General features: G+C 73.4%; 13 protein-coding genes. 7 read left to right on the top strand and 6 right to left on the bottom strand.

What is annotated here, in order from left to right:
- Positions 1 to 80: 80 nt before the first annotated feature.
- The 4 genes from ACIBM5_RS29110 to ACIBM5_RS29095 all read left to right on the top strand — a co-directional run bounded on the left by ACIBM5_RS29110 (position 81) and on the right by ACIBM5_RS29095 (position 4,663).
- Positions 81 to 1,055 carry an ABC transporter permease gene (locus tag ACIBM5_RS29110; protein ID WP_396009486.1) on the top strand — a complete coding sequence of 325 codons (975 nt, stop codon included), beginning with the start codon at positions 81 to 83 and terminating at the stop codon, positions 1,053 to 1,055.
- Entirely contained in the window at positions 1,055 to 2,092 is a 1,038-nt protein-coding gene (locus tag ACIBM5_RS29105) for an ABC transporter ATP-binding protein (protein ID WP_396009485.1), read from the top strand. Before ACIBM5_RS29110 ends, ACIBM5_RS29105 begins: the two co-directional genes overlap by 1 nt.
- Positions 2,089 to 3,159, top strand: a complete 1,071-nt coding sequence (locus tag ACIBM5_RS29100; protein WP_396009484.1) for an ABC transporter ATP-binding protein — start codon at positions 2,089 to 2,091, stop codon at positions 3,157 to 3,159. The genes ACIBM5_RS29105 and ACIBM5_RS29100 overlap by 4 nt, the downstream gene beginning before the upstream one ends.
- A gap of 61 nt (positions 3,160 to 3,220) precedes the next feature.
- The gene (locus ACIBM5_RS29095) at positions 3,221 to 4,663 is read left to right on the top strand and encodes an aminopeptidase P family protein (protein ID WP_391584684.1); all 1,443 of its coding nucleotides are present in this window, start codon (positions 3,221 to 3,223) and stop codon (positions 4,661 to 4,663) included.
- 100 nt (positions 4,664 to 4,763) lie between these two features.
- Here ACIBM5_RS29095 and ACIBM5_RS29090 read toward each other — a convergent pair whose 3' ends face one another.
- On the bottom strand, positions 4,764 to 6,194 hold the full coding sequence (locus ACIBM5_RS29090; RefSeq protein WP_396009483.1) for an APC family permease: 1,431 nt from the start codon (positions 6,192 to 6,194) through the stop codon (positions 4,764 to 4,766).
- Between the two features lie 101 nt (positions 6,195 to 6,295).
- Here ACIBM5_RS29090 and ACIBM5_RS29085 point away from each other — a divergent pair, with 101 nt between their 5' ends.
- Together ACIBM5_RS29085 and ACIBM5_RS29080 are read left to right on the top strand one after the other, a co-directional pair.
- Positions 6,296 to 6,994, top strand: coding sequence for a TetR/AcrR family transcriptional regulator (locus ACIBM5_RS29085; protein ID WP_396009482.1), 699 nt, complete (start codon positions 6,296 to 6,298; stop codon positions 6,992 to 6,994).
- Complete coding sequence (locus ACIBM5_RS29080) at positions 6,991 to 8,139, top strand: P1 family peptidase (protein ID WP_396009481.1); 1,149 nt, start codon at positions 6,991 to 6,993, stop codon at positions 8,137 to 8,139. Before ACIBM5_RS29085 ends, ACIBM5_RS29080 begins: the two co-directional genes overlap by 4 nt.
- A 235-nt stretch (positions 8,140 to 8,374) precedes the next feature.
- Here ACIBM5_RS29080 and ACIBM5_RS29075 read toward each other — a convergent pair whose 3' ends face one another.
- The 5 genes from ACIBM5_RS29075 to ACIBM5_RS29055 form a co-directional block, all read right to left on the bottom strand.
- Entirely contained in the window at positions 8,375 to 9,433 is a 1,059-nt protein-coding gene (locus ACIBM5_RS29075; protein WP_396009480.1) for a DUF917 domain-containing protein, read from the bottom strand.
- Positions 9,426 to 11,039 carry a hydantoinase/oxoprolinase N-terminal domain-containing protein gene (locus tag ACIBM5_RS29070; RefSeq protein WP_396009479.1) on the bottom strand — a complete coding sequence of 538 codons (1,614 nt, stop codon included), beginning with the start codon at positions 11,037 to 11,039 and terminating at the stop codon, positions 9,426 to 9,428. Before ACIBM5_RS29070 ends, ACIBM5_RS29075 begins: the two co-directional genes overlap by 8 nt.
- Positions 11,040 to 11,086: 47 nt before the next feature.
- Positions 11,087 to 12,574 (bottom strand): purine-cytosine permease family protein, encoded by a 1,488-nt coding sequence (locus tag ACIBM5_RS29065; protein ID WP_396009478.1) that lies wholly within the window; start codon positions 12,572 to 12,574, stop codon positions 11,087 to 11,089.
- Positions 12,575 to 12,712: 138 nt separating this feature from the next.
- On the bottom strand, positions 12,713 to 14,065 hold the full coding sequence (locus ACIBM5_RS29060; protein ID WP_396009477.1) for a hydantoinase/oxoprolinase N-terminal domain-containing protein: 1,353 nt from the start codon (positions 14,063 to 14,065) through the stop codon (positions 12,713 to 12,715).
- The gene (locus ACIBM5_RS29055; RefSeq protein ID WP_396009476.1) at positions 14,062 to 15,099 is read right to left on the bottom strand and encodes a DUF917 domain-containing protein; all 1,038 of its coding nucleotides are present in this window, start codon (positions 15,097 to 15,099) and stop codon (positions 14,062 to 14,064) included. Before ACIBM5_RS29055 ends, ACIBM5_RS29060 begins: the two co-directional genes overlap by 4 nt.
- Positions 15,100 to 15,187: 88 nt before the next feature.
- Between ACIBM5_RS29055 and ACIBM5_RS29050 the strand changes: the two genes are divergently transcribed.
- On the top strand, positions 15,188 to 16,618 hold the full coding sequence (locus tag ACIBM5_RS29050; protein ID WP_396009475.1) for a PucR family transcriptional regulator: 1,431 nt from the start codon (positions 15,188 to 15,190) through the stop codon (positions 16,616 to 16,618).
- Positions 16,619 to 16,752: the final 134 nt, after the last annotated feature.

Below are 16,752 nucleotides of genomic sequence, written 5' to 3'. Positions count from 1 at the left end.
GGGGGGCCGCCCCCCCCCCCCCCCCCCCCCCCCGGCCGGGCCGGCGGCCGCTCCCCGGTCCGACCTCCAGTGAGGGCCCCATGTTCCGATTCCTGGTGCAGCGACTGCTCGGCGCGGCACTGATCCTGTTCGTCGTCTTCACCGTCACCTTCTTCCTGTTCTTCGCGATGCCGGACGACCCGGCCCGCCTGTCCTGCGGCAAGACCTGCACCCCCGAGACGCTCGCCCTGATCCGACGCGACCTGGGCCTGGACGAGTCGGTGCCGATGCAGTACTGGCACTACATCGTCGGCGTCTTCGCCGGCCGCGACTTCGGCGCCTCGCACTGCTCCGCGCCGTGCCTGGGCTACTCGTTCGTCAACCACGAACCGGTGCTCGACACCCTGCTCGACCGCTTCCCCGCCACCCTGTCGCTGGCCCTGGGCGCCTCGGTGATCTTCCTCGGCGTCGGCATCATGATCGGCATGCTCGCGGCGCTGCGCCGCGGCACCTGGCTGGACAAGTCCACCATGGCGTTGTCGCTGATCGGCGCGTCGGTGACGATCCAGTTCCTCGGGGTGATCGCCCGCTACGTCCTGGTCGACGAACTGCGCTGGTTGCCCAAACCCGAGTACATCCCGTTCACCGGCGACACCGGCGGATGGATGGGCGGGCTGCTGTTGCCCTGGTTGACCCTGGCCTGCGTACAGGCCGCGGTGTACGCGCGCCTGACCCGGGCGTCGATGATCGACGCGCTCGGTGAGGACCACATCCGCACCGTCCGGGCCAAGGGATTGACGTCCCGTCAGGTCTACGCCAAACACGCGTGGTGCGGCGCGATCACCCCGGTGGTGACCGTCTACGGCATCGAACTCGGCGTCCTGCTCGGCGGCGCGGTGGTCACCGAGACCACCTTCAACATCCCCGGCATCGGCAAACTCGCGGTGAACGCGGTCGCCAACTCCGACCTGCCGATGATCACCGGTGTGGTGCTGATCGCCGCCACCGCGATGGTGCTCGCCAACGTCGCGGTGGACGCCGTGTACGCCGTCATCGATCCCCGGGTGCGTGTGTGATGACCCCTCCCCTGCTCGCGGTCCGCGACCTGCGGGTCCGCTTCGCCACCGAGGGCGGCGTGGTCAAGGCCGTCGACGGCGTCTCCTTCGACGTCGAACGCGGCCGTACCCTCGGCATCGTCGGCGAGTCCGGTTCCGGCAAGAGCGTCACCAACCTCACCCTGCTCGGTCTGCACAACCCGGCCCGCACCACCATCGAGGGCAGTGCGGTCCTGGACGGGACGGAGCTGGTCGGCGCCCCCGAACGCACGCTGCGGGACCTGCGCGGGCAACGCGTGTCGATGGTCTTCCAGGACCCGCTCACCGCCCTGTCGCCCTACTTCACCGTCGGTGCGCAGATCGTCGAGACCTACCGTCGGCACACCGGCGCCGGCCGCCGCGAGGCGCGGGCGCGCGCCGTCGACATGCTCGACCGGGTCGGCATCCCGCAACCCGCGCGCCGGGCCCGCGAGTATCCGCACCAGTTCTCCGGCGGCATGCGCCAGCGCGCGATGATCGCGATGGCGCTGGTGTGCGAACCCGACCTGCTGATCGCCGACGAGCCCACCACCGCCCTCGACGTCACCGTGCAGGCCCAGATCCTGGACCTGCTCGCGGAGTTGCAGGAGCAGTTGGGCACCGCGATCATCCTGGTCACCCACGACCTGGGGGTGGTCGCGGACGTCGCCGACGACGTGCTGGTGATGTACGCGGGCCGCGCGGTCGAGTTCGGCTCGGTCGCCGAGGTCCTGGACACGCCCAGGCATCCCTACACCCGGGGTCTGCTCGCCTCGGTCCCGCGCCTGTCCGATGCCCTGGACCGGCCGCTGCAACCGGTGCCCGGCTCACCGCCCAGCCTGCTCGCCCCACCGCCCGGCTGCGCCTTCCACCCGCGTTGCACGCACGTGATCGACGGCCCCGAGACGCCGTGCCGCACGGTGCTCCCGCTGTTGACACGTGCGCCCGCGGGGGCCGCCGGCAGCGTGCACGCCGCCGCCTGCCATCTGGAGGCGGTGCCGAGCACCGCGCCGACGGATCTGCAAGGAGCCACCCCATGAACACCACGTCGCTCGACGCGTCCGAGCCGCCGCTGCTCCGGGTGAGCGGACTGACCAAACACTTCCCCACGGGCCGGAGCCTGCTGCGCCGAAGGGCCCGGGCGGTCCGCGCGGTCGACGGCATCGACCTCGCCGTCGGGGCCGGGCAGAGCATCGGCCTGGTCGGCGAATCCGGCTGCGGCAAGTCGACGACCGGACGGCTGATCACCCGCCTGCTCGAACCCAGCGCGGGCACCATCGAGTACCGCGGTCGCGACATCGCGCACGCCTCGCGCCGCGAACTGGCGCCGATCCGCGCGCAGATCCAGATGATCTTCCAGGATCCGTACTCCTCCCTGAACCCGCGGCAGACCATCGGCACGATCCTGCGTGCCCCGCTGGACGTCAACGACATCGACCCGCCCGGCGGACGCGACCGCCGGATCGAGGAGTTGCTGGAGACCGTCGGCCTCAACCCCGAGCACCGCAATCGTTTCCCGCACGAGTTCTCCGGCGGCCAGCGGCAACGCATCGGCATCGCCCGGGCCCTCGCCGCCGGGCCCAGCCTGATCGTCGCCGACGAGCCGGTGTCCGCGCTGGACGTGTCCATCCAGGCCCAGGTGATCAACCTGCTGGAGGAACTGCGCCGCGATCTGGGCATCGCGTTCGTGTTCATCGCGCACGACCTGGCCGTGGTCCGACACTTCTGCGACCGGGTGGTGGTGATGTATCTCGGGCGTGTGGTGGAGACCGCGGATCGCGAGTCGCTGTACGAGCGGGCCCATCACCCGTACACACAGGCCCTGTTGTCCGCCGTGCCCGGCGCGACCGGTCCGGACGGCACCCGGCTGGAGCGCATCCGACTCAGCGGGGACGTGCCCAGCCCGATCGACCCGCCCTCGGGCTGCCGCTTCCGCACCCGCTGCCACAAGGCACAGGACGTGTGCGCGGTGGCCGAACCCCCGCTCACCGCGGTGGACGGCCGGGCCGGCCACGAAGTGGCCTGTCACTTCCCCGAACCCGTCAAGATCTCGTCCGCGAAGGCCCCGGCGCCGGCGGCCCCCGCGCAGCCGAGCCGGACCACCTGAGGCCCGATCCACCCAGGCCGTGTCCACACCAGACCCGAACCCACCGGAAGGACAGGGAACCATGACCCGGCAAGACCCCGTCGCGGCACTCAACACCGGCACCCACGACATGCCCGTATCCCCCGCGCTCGACGCCTTCATGGCCACCGCCTGGGCGCCCAGTCCGCTGCCCGACCTCGGCGCCGAGCCGGTCGCCCCGTGGGCGGCGAAACGCCGCGAGCGGCTGTCCGCGCGCTACCCCGGCGAGCGACTGGTCGTCCCCGCCGGCACGCTCAAGGTGCGCAGCAACAGCGTCGACTACAAGTTCCGGCCGCACACCGCGTACACCTACCTGACCGGCGACCATACGCCCGACGGTGTGCTGCTCCTGGAACCGGTCGGCGACGGGCACGAGGCCGTCCTGTACCTGCGCCCGCGTTCGCCGCGCGACACCGGCGAGTTCTACCGCGACCGGCGCCACGGCGAGTTCTGGACCGGGCGTCGGCCGACCCTGGACGAGTCGCAGACCCTGCTCGGCGTCGCCTGCGCCCACCTGGACACCCTGCCCTCCCGGCTCACCGGCCCCGTCGTACCCACCCGCCTGCTCAGCGGAGTCGACCCGGACGTGGACCGACTCGCCGCCCCGGCCGATCCCGGACGCAGCGCCGAACTCGCCGCGTACCTGTCCGAGATGCGGCTGGTCAAGGACCCGTGGGAGGTCGAGCAGCTGCAACTGGCCGTCGACCACACCGCCACCGGGTTCGCCGACGTGGTCCGCGCCCTGCCGCAGGCGCTGCGGCACCCGCGCGGCGAGCGTTGGATCGAGGGCGTGTTCGACATGCGCGCCCGGATCGAGGGCAACGGCACCGGCTACGACACGATCGCCGCAGCCGGCGCGCACGCCTGCGTGCTGCACTGGATCCGCAACGACGGCCCGCTGGATCCGACCCGACTGCTGCTGTTCGACGCCGGCGTCGAAATGGACAGCCTGTACACCGCCGACATCACCCGCACCCTGCCGCTGTCCGGCCGCTTCACCCCCGCCCAGCGCGAGGCGTACGAACTCGTGCTGGCGGCGCAGCAGGCCGGCATCGACGCACTGCGTCCCGGCGCGCGCTTCCGCGACTTTCACAACGCCGCGATGCGGGTGATCGCCGAGGGCCTGCACGCGTGGGGCGTCCTGCGGGTCACCCCCGAGGAGGCGCTGCGTCCGGACAGCGGCCTGTACCGGCGCTACACGCTGTGCAGCAGCGGCCACATGCTCGGCATGGACCTGCACGACTGCGCCAAGGCACGGGCGGAGACCTACCTGGACGGCGTCCTGGAGGCCGGCCACGTGCTCACCGTCGAACCGGGTCTGTATCTCCAGCCCGACGACGAGACCCTGCCCGTGGAACTGCGCGGAATCGGCATCAGGGTGGAGGACGACCTGGTGATCACCGAGGACGGCGCCCGGCTCATGTCGGCGGCCCTGCCCCGCACGCCGGACGCCATCGAGGAGTGGATGGGCACCTTGGCGGGCTGAGCGACAGCCGTCGCGGTGCCGGGCCGCCCCCGCGCGGGGGGCGGGGGCGGCCCGGCATCGCGACGGTTGTCGGGTGCGCGGTGGCCCGGCGCCGGCTCGGCTACTCGGGCGCGTCGCGAACGGGGTCGGGGAGTGTCCATCGGTGCTCGCGCCTGGGGTGCAGGTAGGCGTAGTAGTAGAGGTAGCCCGCCGCGACCATGGCCACGGCGATGCCGATCGGGCGCCAGTCGGAGTCGATCGACTCGTACAGGACGTACGCCATCACGCCGATCACGCCGAGCGGGACCCACGGCCAGGCCGGCATCCGGTAGGTCGCGTGGGCGGTGGCCCCGGACATCCGTCCGTACAGCGCGGAGACGGCGACGAAGATGTAGAGCACCACCAGGTTCGCGCCGGTGGCCAGGATCAGGGTGTCGAGCGGGACGAGCCAGGCGACCACGATCGCGGCGGCGCCCATGGTCAGGGTGGCCAGGACGGGGGTGCGCAGGCGCGGGTGCACGGCGGCCAGCGGTCGGCCCACCGCATCGGGCCAGGCCCGGTCGCGGGCGGAGGAGTACAGCAGTCGGCCGATCTGCAACATGATCGCGATCACCGCGTTGACGATGGCGATCGCTATGCCGAGGCTGACCGCGGTGTTCACGGCGTCGCCGCCGCGTTCGAGCAGGAAATAGTTCATCGGGGACGGGGCCGCCATGAGTTCGCCGGTGCTCGGCGTACCCAGCAGGACGGCCACCAGCGGGAGGCACTCGGCGACCACGGTGATGCCCAGCGACCACATCACCACCTTGCCGATCGAGGCGACCTGCCGGGTCTCCTCGGCGAAGTACACGGCGGTGCCGTAGCCGTTGTAGGCAAACAGCGCCGTGGCGGCGAAGGACGCCACGAGCCCGGCCGAGGCACCCACGAGCACGTCGCCCTCGCCCAGTGCCTGCGCCGTCCACAGCGTGGAGACCGGCTGGTCGACGTGGACCAGGCCGAGCCAGGCCAGTACGGCGATCGCCGCGAGTTCGACCGCCAGGAAGACGCCGGTGACCCAGGCGTTGGTGCGGATTCCCAGCACGGCGACGAGCGAGGCCAGCGCGATGACGGCCATTCCGGCGCCCTTGCCGTCCAGTGAGCCCCACACCACGCCCAGGTAGTCACCGGTGCCCAGGGCGATCACCGCGACCGTCAGGACCCCGCCGAGCAGACCGAGCGCGAACAGCGCGAAGCCGGTGGACCGGCCGAGCGTGCGTGCGGCGAAGGCGTACTCGCCGCCGGTGATCGGGAAGGCGCTGGACAACTCGGCGTAGCACAGCGCCATCAGCATGCCCGCGACGGCGGCGAGCAGGAACGCCACGGCGGCGGCGCCGCCGAGGCCGCTGATCACCGACGGCATGATGATGAAGACGCTGGAGGCGGGCGTGACCGAGGACAGCGTGATGAACAGGTTCTCACGCAGGCCGAGCGAGCGGGACAGGTCCTGGGCATAGGCCGTCGGCTGCGGCAAAGGGGTGCCGGCGGGCGTCTGACTGCCATCGGTATCGGCCATGAGGCTCCCTTGTCAGTTCTTTGACGCCGGAGTCAACGATATGGAAGACTCCCACGTCAATAGGCATTCCATAATTTGGCACTGAAGATAAGGAACGGTGCATGGCACGACCGAGGAATCAGACGGCGAGACGTGAGCAACTGGTCCACGCGGCCACCGCCGCGGTCGGCCGGCACGGTCTGGCCCAGTTGCGGGTGGCCGACATCGCCGAGGTGGCGGGCGTGGCCCGCGGGTCGGTCAGCTACTACTTCAGCGACCTGGGCGACCTGCTGCGGCAGGTGTACCGACAGGCCGCGGACCGCTTCTACACGTCCCGCACCGACACCGCCTCCCGCCTCCCGGACGCCCGCGACAAGCTCGTGGCCTGCGCGCGGCGCGGGCTGCCGTCCGGGCCGGAGGACGAACTCGCGGTGGTCCTGTACGAGTTCAGCGCGGCGGCCCGCGACGAGAGCGAATACGCCACGCTGGCGCAGAGCCTGTACGACCGACAGGTGGCCATGTACGGCTCGATCCTGGAAATCGGGCAGGCCCAGGGCCACTTCCGGTTCACCGAGCCGATCCGCGACGTGGCCGCGAACCTGGTCACCCTCGAGGACGGCTACGGCCTGCACATCGTGAGCCGCAACTCCTCGCTGCCGCCCGAGCGCGCCCTGGCCCTGATCCTGGCGCACGCCCGCCAGGCCACCGGCTGCCCGGAGTTGCGCCCGGACCGGGTCGTCCCCGACCCCGACTCGCCCGACGAGGGCACCGGCGGCCCGGACGCCGCCGGCCACGACAACCCCCGGAAGGGCACCGCGTGAACACCCCCGCCACATCACCCCTCGCCGTCACCCCGTCGGGACGCCCGCGCGCCCGGGCCCTGGGCATCCGCCTCGACGGCACCCCCGGACCGGCCAACGCGCTCACCGACGTCCCGGGGGTACACATCGGCTACACCACCCTCGTCCAGGGCCCGTCGGTACGCACCGGCGTCACCGCCGTGTTGCCGCGCGGACGCGCCGGCGTCGGCCTGCCGTGCGCCGCGGGTCGCTACTCGCTCAACGGCAACGGCGAGATGACCGGCAGCAGTTGGCTCGACGAGACGGGCAGCCTGGCGGGCCCGGTGATGATCACCAACACGCACGCGGTGGGTCCCGTGCACCGGGGCGTCGTCGACTGGACGGTGACCAACCGGCCCGAACTCGCGCGGCAGTGGCTGCTGCCGGTGGTCGCCGAGACCTGGGACGGCTACCTCAACGACATCAACGGCCCGCACGTCCGCGCCGAGCACGCGATCGCCGCGATCGACTCGGCCGCCCCGGGCCCGGTCGAGGAAGGTTGCGTGGGTGGCGGAACCGGGATGAACTGCTATGGCTTCAAAGGTGGTTCGGGCACGTCCAGCCGGGTGGTCGAATACGGCTCGGACCGGTACACGGTCGGCGCCTTCGTCCAGGCCAACTTCGGCGAACGACGCGAACTGGTCGTCGCGGGCGTGCCCGTCGGAGAGCGGTTGACCCGGGACAACCCGATGGAGGACACCGACTGGTTCGCCCCCGGCGGGGCCGGCTCGGTGATCGTGGTCATCGGGACGGACGCTCCGCTGCTGCCCGGCCAGTGCACGGCGCTCGCCCGCCGGGTCCCGATGGGTCTGGCCCGTACCGGCACGACCGGCAGCCACTTCTCCGGTGACATCTTCCTGGCCTTCTCCACCGCCAACGCCGGTGCACTGACCAGCAACTTCCCGCAATCCCCGGCCACCGACGAGGACTACGACACGCTGCGGCACATCCCGTGGGGCCGGGTCGACCCGTTCTACCGGGCGACCGTGCAGGCCGTCGAGGAGGCCGTGCTCAACGCCCTGGTCACGGCCGAGGAGACCACCGGCCACAACGGCCGGCGCAGCCCGGCGATCCCGCACGACCACCTGCGCGCACTGCTGACGGGGGAGGATTTCACCGACGACTGACAGTGCGTATGCGTGGTGGCTCCTCCGCCGGGTCCGACTCGCCACGAGGCCGCCGTCAGTGCCCGCCCCGCCGACCCTCGCGCACGCGAGGACGCAGCCCACACCCGCCCGGGCGGCGCGTGCGGCGGCGCGACTCGTTCCCGTCGAGCACCGCGGTCGGGGGCGATCGGGGCAGGTGGGCCGGGCACCGGCTCGGGCGCCTCGCCGGCCACTGCCGGGAGGCGCCCGAGCCGGTTCAGCCGGTCATCGGATGGTGGTCCAGGTCGTAGCCGAAGTAGCGCGGGCCGGTCAGGGCCAGGCCGGCCGGGGTCAGCCAGCGGGGGTCGCACGGGGCGGCCAGGACGGTGACGCGCAGTCCGTAGCGCAACGATTCGGTGGTGACCGGCTCGCCCGTCTCGGTGTCCAGGACGCAGATCAGGTCCGGGGTCGTGGCGACCACCCGGCCGTCCCGGCGGGCGAGCAGGTGTTCGTTCTGGAAGTCCAGTTCCAGGACCGCGCCTTCGCCCTCCAGGCGGGCCCGGCCGCGGGCGAAGCCGCCCTCGGTGCGGCGTTCGACGTCGACCACCTTGCCGGCCGAGAGGTGTACGCCGCCCAGGAGTTCGCGGGCCGCCGCGACCGGGTCGCGGTGTTCGGCGCGGGCCTCGCGGACCGCCCGGCCGAGGTTCTCGGCCAGGGTCAGGGTGGCCGGGACCAGGCCGGCGCGCAGTTGGTCGCCGCGCAGGACGGTGTCCGCGCACGAGATCTGGCAGCCGCGCTCGACGCACACGGCACGGGCGATCCGCTCGGCCTCGGTGTTGTCCACCGCCCGGACCACGATCGTGTTGCCCTTGTCGTCGGCCAGTGCCATCGGCGAGTTGGCGACCCCGATCAGGCTGGGCAGCACCATCTGCGCCTCGGGGAAGGCTCGGCCCATCGCGTCGCCGTCCACGATCGGCAGCCCGGTGTGCGCCGCCGCGGCCAGCGGGATCATCGAGTTCACGCCGCCGATCTCGATCGGCACCAGGTGGGTGGCCCGGCGGCCGAGGACCGCCTCCAGCGCGCGCAAGGCGTTGATCTCCTCCCGGCCGGAGGGGAGTTTCTCCAGCAGGACCGTGGGCGCACCCATCGACGAGACGGGTACGACCGTCGCGTCGGCCGGCACCTCGTCGATGTCGACCACGGTGACCGGTCCGTGCCGGCGCACCGCCTCGCGGGCCAGCAGCATGCCGACGTACGGGTCGCCGCCGCCGCCGGTGCCCAGGATGCCCGCGCCGCGCGCGATGTCCGCCAACTGCTCGATGCCGATCTCACGCATGGGTGGGGATTCCGTTCTTCGCTTCGTGCACGGGGGTCGGCGAGCCGAGTCGGTCCAGATCGAGATCGCCGACGGCCTTGATCCGGATGCGGGTCGCACCGCCGGGCAGGTATGCCAGCGGCACCTCCTCGATGTCGACGATGCGGACCGTGCCCACCCGGGCGCCGGATTCCTCGGCGCGCCGCACCGCCTCGGCGCGGGCCGCGGCGAGCACGTGCTCGCGCTTGCCGTCGGGGACCCGGAAGACCCGGTCCACCTCGCCGCCGACCTGGGCGATGGCCGCGCCGACCGCGTTGGCCACGTCGAAGTGGGCCGGCCGGCGCACGTCGGGGAAGCCGGGCAGGCCGCCCGGGACCAGGATGCTGCCGCCGCCGACGGCCACCACCGGCAGCGGCGCGGCCGAGGTGCGCATGCGGTCCACCGTCTCGGCCAGCCGCTCGGCGATCCGGGCCAGGGCGCGCTCGGCGAAGGCGCGGTCCACCCCGGCCACCGCACCCGCGTCGCCGATGTCCGCCGCGCCGGCGGCCACGGCCAGATCGGTGGCGGTCAGCGTGTCGCCGCCGAAGACCAGGGCCTGTTCGGTGAGCCGGTAGCCCACGCTGCGCGGCCCGACCTCGCCGTCCGCCGCGACCAGCGAGCCGCCGCCGATGCCGAGCGAGAGCACGTCCGGGATGCGGAAGTTGGTGCGTACCCCGGCCGCCTCCGACTCGCCGGCCGCCTCGCGTGGGAAGCCGCCGACCAGGATGCCCACGTCGGCCGTGGTCCCGCCCACGTCCACCACCGCACAGTCGGTGAGCCCGGACAGGAAGGCCGCGCCGCGCATCGAGTTGGTCGGCCCGGAGGCGAACGTGGCGACCGGGTGGCGGCGCGCGTGGGCGATGTCCATCAGCGTGCCGTCGTTTTGCGATATGAAGAACGGCGCGGTGATCCCGGCGCCGGCCAGCGCCGCGCCGAACGCGTCCACGATGTGCTCGGCCAGGTCCCGCAGCGACGCGTTGACGATGGTGGCGTTCTCGCGCGCCAACAGGCCGACCCGGCCGATCTCGTGGGAGAGGGACACGTGAACGTCGCCGAGTTCGGCGGTCAGGATCTGCGCCGCGCGCACCTCGTCCTCGGCGGCGGCCGGCGAGAACACCGAGCTGATCGCGATCGAACGCAGCCCCCGGGACGCGATGTCGGCCGCGACCCGGCGCAGTTCCTCGGGGTCCAGCGGCGAGATCATCCGGCCGTCGAACTCGCGTCCGCCGTGGCACAGGTAGGTGCCACCGCCGACCACGGCGCGCAGGCGTTCGGGCCAGTCGACCATCGGCGGCAGCGCCGCGGTCGCGGGCAGTCCCAGTCGCACCGCCGCGACCTGCGCGAGCCGTTCGCCCTCGATGAGCGCGTTCAGGAAGTGTGTGGTGCCGATCATCACCGCGTCCACCGCGGCCGGATCGGTGGGCCGGCCGTCGGCGCCGGGTGCGGCGAGCAGTGCCGTGACGGCGGCGGCGACTCCCGAGGTGACGTCGGCGGTGGTGGGCGATTTGGTGCCGGCGAGGACGTGGTTGTCGTCGCCGAGCAGGGCGGCGTCGGTGTTGGTGCCCCCGACGTCGATTCCGATGCGCATGTGGTGGTTCCTCTTGCCGAGTTGCCGCTGCGGGCAGGGTGGGGTGTTCAGGCGGTGGTGGACGCGGCCTCGGCGGCTATCTCACGGGCCGCCGCCGGCCGGGCCGGTTGCTCGACCGGGAGTTCGCGGTGGCCGTGCACGAGGTTCAGCCGGCCCGCCACGACGTATCCGAGCCCGGCGAGCAGCAGCGAGTTCAGCGCCGGCACGCCGGCCCACTGGTAGTGGTCGCACAACCAGCCGAACACCGAGGCCGCGCTCCACGACACGATCGTGGCGGGCACCCACGAGGGTTCGGTCTCCGGGAGTCGGCCGATCGCGCGCGAGGCGTCCAGTTGCGGGCGCCAGCGCTTGGTCACGAAGTATTCGGCGACCATGATTCCGGCGATCGGCGGCGTCACCACACCGAGCAGGGTGAGGAAGTCGGTGAACCGGTCGAGGATGCCGACTGCCGCCGCGAGGCTGCCGAGCACACCGATCGCGATCGTCACGGCGGTGCGGTTGAGTCGTACGCCGATCGTCGACTCGACGGCGCCGATCAGGCCGAGCGCGGCCGAGTACAGGTTCCAGTTGTTGATCTTCACGGTGGCCGACACCAGGATCAGTACGCCCGCCACGCCGGAGGAGGCGGTGATGATGGCGATCACGTCGGACGACTTGACCGCGTACGCCAACAACACGCCGGCCAGGCCCAGTACGTACTCGCCGAGCGAGATGCCGACCAGGGTCTGCTTGACCACGTCCGCCGTGGAACGGTTGAACCGGGTCATGTCGGGTGTGGTGACCGCGCCGACGATGTACGAGCCCGCCACGATGGTCGCACCGGTCGCGATCGATATGTGCTCGCCGAAGGGCGGCGAGGCGACCAGGTCGCCCATGCTGTGCCGGGAGATCTCCACGGTCATCGCCCAGCCGGCCAACCCCAGGAACGCGGGCACGGTGACGAAGGCGGTCCAGCCCATCGCGCGGAACCCGCGCAGCACCAGCGCCGTGACACCCAGGCCGGTGATCAGACACCAGCCCCACAGCGGCACGTCCGGCGCCAATGAGTGCAATCCGGCGGCGAACACCGCGGTCTGCACGCCGAACCAGCCGAACAGACTGACCGCGATCACCAGGCCGATCAGGGTGGATCCGTAGCGGCCGAAGCCGGTCCAACGGGCGAGCACCGAGGTGGTCAGACCCTCGCGCATGCCGGCGATGCCGACGAAGACGCACACCACTTCCAGGATCACCGAGCCGAGCGTGAACGCCCAGAACGCACCCCAAAAGCTCAGTCCGGCACCCAGGGTCGCGCCGAGCAGGAACTGGGTCAGATCGGAGAGCTGGCCGAAGCGCTGGATCGCGACGTTGAACCACGAGTGGCGCGCGGACCGCGGCACCCGTTCGAGCGGGTAGTCCGCGTCGACGCCGGACGCGTCGGGTGCGGCGGATGCGGGTGCGGCCGATGCGCGTGCCGCCGGGTCCGCGCTCGCCGGGGCGGCGGCCGGCTCGACGGAGGGGGCGCCGGCGGCGGGCGTTCTGCTGTCTGTGGTCATGCGCTTTCCTCGGATTCCTGAAGGCCGAATTCCCGGCACCGGAAGGGGACGTCGGGCAGGGCGAAGCACGGTGGGATGAGGGAGGGGCCGCGGTTCACCGGGACGGGTGGTGCTCCGCGGATACGTTTCGAGCAGCGCTCACAGCGGCGAGGGCGGTCCCACCGCGCGGGCGCGCAGACTGAACGCGGGTCCGGGGAGGTAGGGCACGGGTACCCGCTCGACCGGCAGTACGACGACCCGGCGCGGATCGGCCCCCGCACGCACCGCGCTGCGCCGCGCGCCTTCGCGTACCTCGTCCACCGCGTCCGTCCCGGCCGCCTCGCCGGCCCGCATCAGTCGCTCGTGGGCACCGCCGACCGGGCTGAGCGCGGCGCCGAACGCCCCGGCCACCAGACCGTGTTCGGGCAGCAGCACGTGGGCGGCGGGCGCCCGCGTCGCGGCGAGCGCCGCCGAACCGCCGCCGACCACGACCAGCGGCAGGCGGGCCGCGCCGGGCTGCATCCGGTCCACCGCCTCCTCGAACGCGTCGGGGTCGTCGGCCGGGACCCGGATCAGGTCGGGCATCGGAAAGCTCACCGGCACGCCGCCGATGACCAGCCCGGGCCGGCTCTCCTGCGGGAAGCCGCCGGCCAACAGGCCCACCCTGATCCGCCGCGCCCCGACGTCGGCGACCACCGCGTCGGTCAGGCCGGTGAGCAGTCCGGCGCCGCGCAGCGTGCCCGCCGGGCCGCTGCCCAGGGCCAGGCCCGGATGCAGCCGCAGATACTCCAGCGAGGTCAGCGTGCCGTCGCCGCGGGCCACCAGGATCGTCGCGGACGACAGGCCCAGCGCGCCGAGCGCGGCGGTCAACGCGTCGGCGAGGGCCCGGGTGTGCCGGGACAGGGCGGCGTCCAGCACGGTGCTGTTCTCCCGCTCGATCAGGCCCAGCCCGCCCGACCCGGCGGACAGGCCCACGAAGGAATCGGCGCCCACCTCGCGGCGGATGATCTCGGCCGCCTGGTGTTCCTGGGTGTCATCGACCGGCGAGAAGACCCCGGTGACCGCGAACGCGTCGCAACGACCGGCGAGGCCGGCCGCGAAGCGGGCCACCGCGTCCCGGTCCAGCGCCGTGGCATCGGCGGGGGTCAGGCCCGCGCCGCCCTCGACCATCGCGCTGCCGGCGTGCACGGCCGTGCGCAGGTCGGCGGGCCAGTGCGCCAGCGGCGGCACCGCGTCCGAGACGGGTCCGCCGATCCGCAGCACCCCGACCCGGGTCAGCCCCTCGCGCCGGGTGACCGCGTGCGCGGCGCTGCGCAGGCCGATGGCCACGTGGGTCACCCGCGGTGCGCGCGGTGCGTCGCGCAGGAGGGCGGCCACCGCGGTTCGCACGCTGTCCACCGGATGCCCGGCCGAGGGCACCTTGACCGTGGCCGCCGGCGCGTCGCCGACCAGCAGGGCGCCGTCGGTGTTGGTGGGGCCCACGTCCACTCCGATCGTGCGCGGGCCGGTCATCGCCCGACCTGCGCACGGTCGGGCAGGTCCAGCCCGAAGGCCGCCGGGCCGGCGAGTCGAAGGCCCGCCTCGGTGCGCCAGATCGGGGCGCAGTCCAGCGCGAGGATCGAGATCCGGAGCCCGTAGCGCAGCACCTCGACCGGCAGTGCCTCACCGGTCCTGGTCTCCACCAGGGCGATGATGTCCGGCGTCAGCACGACGGGCCGGCCGTTCTCCAGGACGGCCAGATACTCCGACTGCGCCTCGACCCGCAGCAGCCGGCCCGCGTCCGGGCCCAGGCCCTCGACCAGGATTCCGGTGGTCGGATCCGAGACCCGCTCGATCGCGGCGATCTTGCCGGTGACGACGCGCCGGGCCACCGGGGAGGGGTCCTCGGGAACACCGGCGGCAAGTGCCGAACCCACCGCGAGGGCCCGGCGGATCGACCCGGGCACGGCGTGGCGGGCGACCTGTCCGGCCGTCACCGGATAGTCCGAGCAGGCGGCCTGGCCGCCGAAGGCGTCCAGGCCCGCCCGGACCACCCGCTCCAGCCAGGGCCCGTCCGCGTGGTCGACCACCACGGTGCGGCCGCGTTCGTCGGCGAGCACCGCGGGGGTGGCGCGGATGCCGGCGAGTTCGAGCACGTTCTGGTCCATCCGGGGGAAGGCCCGGCCCATGCTGTCCGCGTCCAGCAGCGGCAGGCCCAACCGCGCGGCCCAGGTGACCGCCACGCAGCCGTTGGATCCGCCGATCTCGCTGGACAGCAGGGCGACCGGTGGCCGACCCCGGACCTGCTCGACCCGGTCCCGCATCCGGCGCGCATCGGCGACGCCGCCGATGCGCTCGCCCATCACCGGGGACGAGCCGACGGTGCCGACGGTCATCACGGCCGCGTCCGGGGGCAGCTCGCGGGCGTGCAGGACCCGGACCGGCCCGTGTTCGAGGATGGCCTGTCGGGCGCCCGCGAGGGTAACCGACGTGGCTCCGCCGCCGCCCGAACCCAGGACGGCGCAGCCGCGTGCGAAGTCCGGAAGCAGTCCGGCGTCGAGTTCCATGGGTCAACGGTACGAACCGGCGGCGGATCGTACGTGTGCCACGCGCACCCGATCGAGTCGAACATGTGCGGCCGGCACACTGGGCGGCGTGATCCTACTCGCCGAACTGCTCACCGGCCCCGGCCTCGACGGGCTCGTCGTCGTGGCCGGCCCCACGGATGCCGTCCCGCTGACCGGCGTGCGACTGGAGACCCGCGCGGACCGCCTGGCCCATGCGCCCGCCGGGTGCCTGCTCGTGTTGGCGACCCCGCTGAGTGGTTATCGGCTCGACGTGGCGGTGCGCGATCTCGCGGCAGCCGGCGCGGCGGGCCTGGTGCTGACCGCGGTCCCGCCGGACGCCCCCGTCCCGGCCACCGCGCGGGAGCTGGCCGATCGGGGCGGGGTGGCGATCCTGCACACCGAGGGCGACCTCGCCGCGCTGATCCTGGCGGTCGACCGGGCGGTCCGCGGCGGTGCGGCCGACGCCCTCGCCCGGGTGGATGCCGCGGCCCGCGAGATGCCGTCCGTCGCGGGCGACCCCGAGCGGGTGGCCCGGGCCGCGTCCCGGGTCCTGGGCATCCCCGTCGAGCTGCGCGCGCCGGAGCCGGGCGAGGCGGGCGCGTCCGCGCGCGGGCCCGACGGCGACACCTGGCTCAGTGCTCCGGAGCGGCCGGGGCCGAGCGGGCAGGCCGTGCGGGCGGTGCTCGCCCTCGGCGCCCTGGCCGCGGCGGCGGGACCGGCCGACGACGTCCCGGTGCGCTCGCGCGGTCAGTTGCTGGCCGAGCTGCTGGCCGTGCCCGAGGCCCAGGCGCTGCGTCTGGGCAGCCGCGGCCGGGCCCTGGGGCTGCCCGTCGACGGCTGGCACCTGGTCCTGCGGGTGGAGCCGGTCGCGCTGGCCGGCACCGACCGCTACCGCCTGTTGGAGACCGCCGGGCCGCTCGCGCTGCGCCTGCTGCGCTCCGCCGGCGTGGTCGCCTGGAACGCCGCGCGCGTCGACGAGGCGCTGATCCTGGCCCGCTCGCAACCCACCGACCCGGGCCGGGACGGCATGCGCGCGACCCTGGCCGACGCCGCTCGGCTCCTGACCGCGCTGCGCGAGCGCAGCCCCGATGCGGATCTGCGCTGCGGCGTGGGCGCGGCCCATCGGGGCGTGCTCGGGCTGCGCACGTCCGCGCGCGAGGCGCACACCGCCCTGTCCCGCTCGGGCGGCGGTCTCGGCCCGGTCGCCGCCCACGACGCGGCGGGCCTGGACCGCATGCTCCTGGACTGGTACTCCTCCGATGCGGCCCGCGAGGCGGTACGCGAACTCCTGGCTCCGGTCCTGGCGTTGGGCCCGCAGCGCGCGGTCCCGCTGCTGCGCACACTGCAGGCCTACCTCGACCATCAGGGCTCGCCGGCCCGGGCGGCCGAGGAACTCCACCTGCACCGCAACGCGGTCACCAAGCGCGTGCGCAAGGTGGGCGAGCTGATCGGCGCGGACCTGGAGGACCCTCAACAACGCCTCGCGGTACAGCTGGCCTGCCGGGCCCACCTGATGTAGTGGGCGTCCCGGCCGCACCGCCCCGGGCACGCACCGCCTCGACCGCCGGGGCGACGAAGCGGTCCCGGAGCCTGGTCGGCGGGCCCCGGCGACACCCGGCCGGTCACCGGCCGGAAACCGACCGGCCCGCGAAC

Origin of the sequence: Embleya sp. NPDC050493 (genome assembly GCF_044458105.1) — a bacterium.
Taxonomy (GTDB): domain Bacteria; phylum Actinomycetota; class Actinomycetes; order Streptomycetales; family Streptomycetaceae; genus Embleya.
Note: the sequence above shows the minus strand (reverse complement) of the source record. Positions and strands in the feature narration are given on the sequence as shown.

Excerpts from the sequence above, each read along its gene's own strand:
- ACIBM5_RS29110 (WP_396009486.1), top strand. The coding sequence starts at position 81 with ATGTTCCGATTCCTGGTGCAGCGACTGCTCGGCGCGGCACTGATCCTG.
- ACIBM5_RS29105 (WP_396009485.1), top strand. The coding sequence starts at position 1,055 with ATGACCCCTCCCCTGCTCGCGGTCCGCGACCTGCGGGTCCGCTTCGCC.
- ACIBM5_RS29100 (WP_396009484.1), top strand. The coding sequence starts at position 2,089 with ATGAACACCACGTCGCTCGACGCGTCCGAGCCGCCGCTGCTCCGGGTG.
- ACIBM5_RS29095 (WP_391584684.1), top strand. The coding sequence starts at position 3,221 with ATGACCCGGCAAGACCCCGTCGCGGCACTCAACACCGGCACCCACGAC.
- ACIBM5_RS29090 (WP_396009483.1), bottom strand. The coding sequence starts at position 6,194 with ATGGCCGATACCGATGGCAGTCAGACGCCCGCCGGCACCCCTTTGCCG.
- ACIBM5_RS29085 (WP_396009482.1), top strand. The coding sequence starts at position 6,296 with ATGGCACGACCGAGGAATCAGACGGCGAGACGTGAGCAACTGGTCCAC.
- ACIBM5_RS29075 (WP_396009480.1), bottom strand. The coding sequence starts at position 9,433 with ATGCGTGAGATCGGCATCGAGCAGTTGGCGGACATCGCGCGCGGCGCG.
- ACIBM5_RS29070 (WP_396009479.1), bottom strand. The coding sequence starts at position 11,039 with ATGCGCATCGGAATCGACGTCGGGGGCACCAACACCGACGCCGCCCTG.
- ACIBM5_RS29065 (WP_396009478.1), bottom strand. The coding sequence starts at position 12,574 with ATGACCACAGACAGCAGAACGCCCGCCGCCGGCGCCCCCTCCGTCGAG.
- ACIBM5_RS29060 (WP_396009477.1), bottom strand. The coding sequence starts at position 14,065 with ATGACCGGCCCGCGCACGATCGGAGTGGACGTGGGCCCCACCAACACC.
- ACIBM5_RS29055 (WP_396009476.1), bottom strand. The coding sequence starts at position 15,099 with ATGGAACTCGACGCCGGACTGCTTCCGGACTTCGCACGCGGCTGCGCC.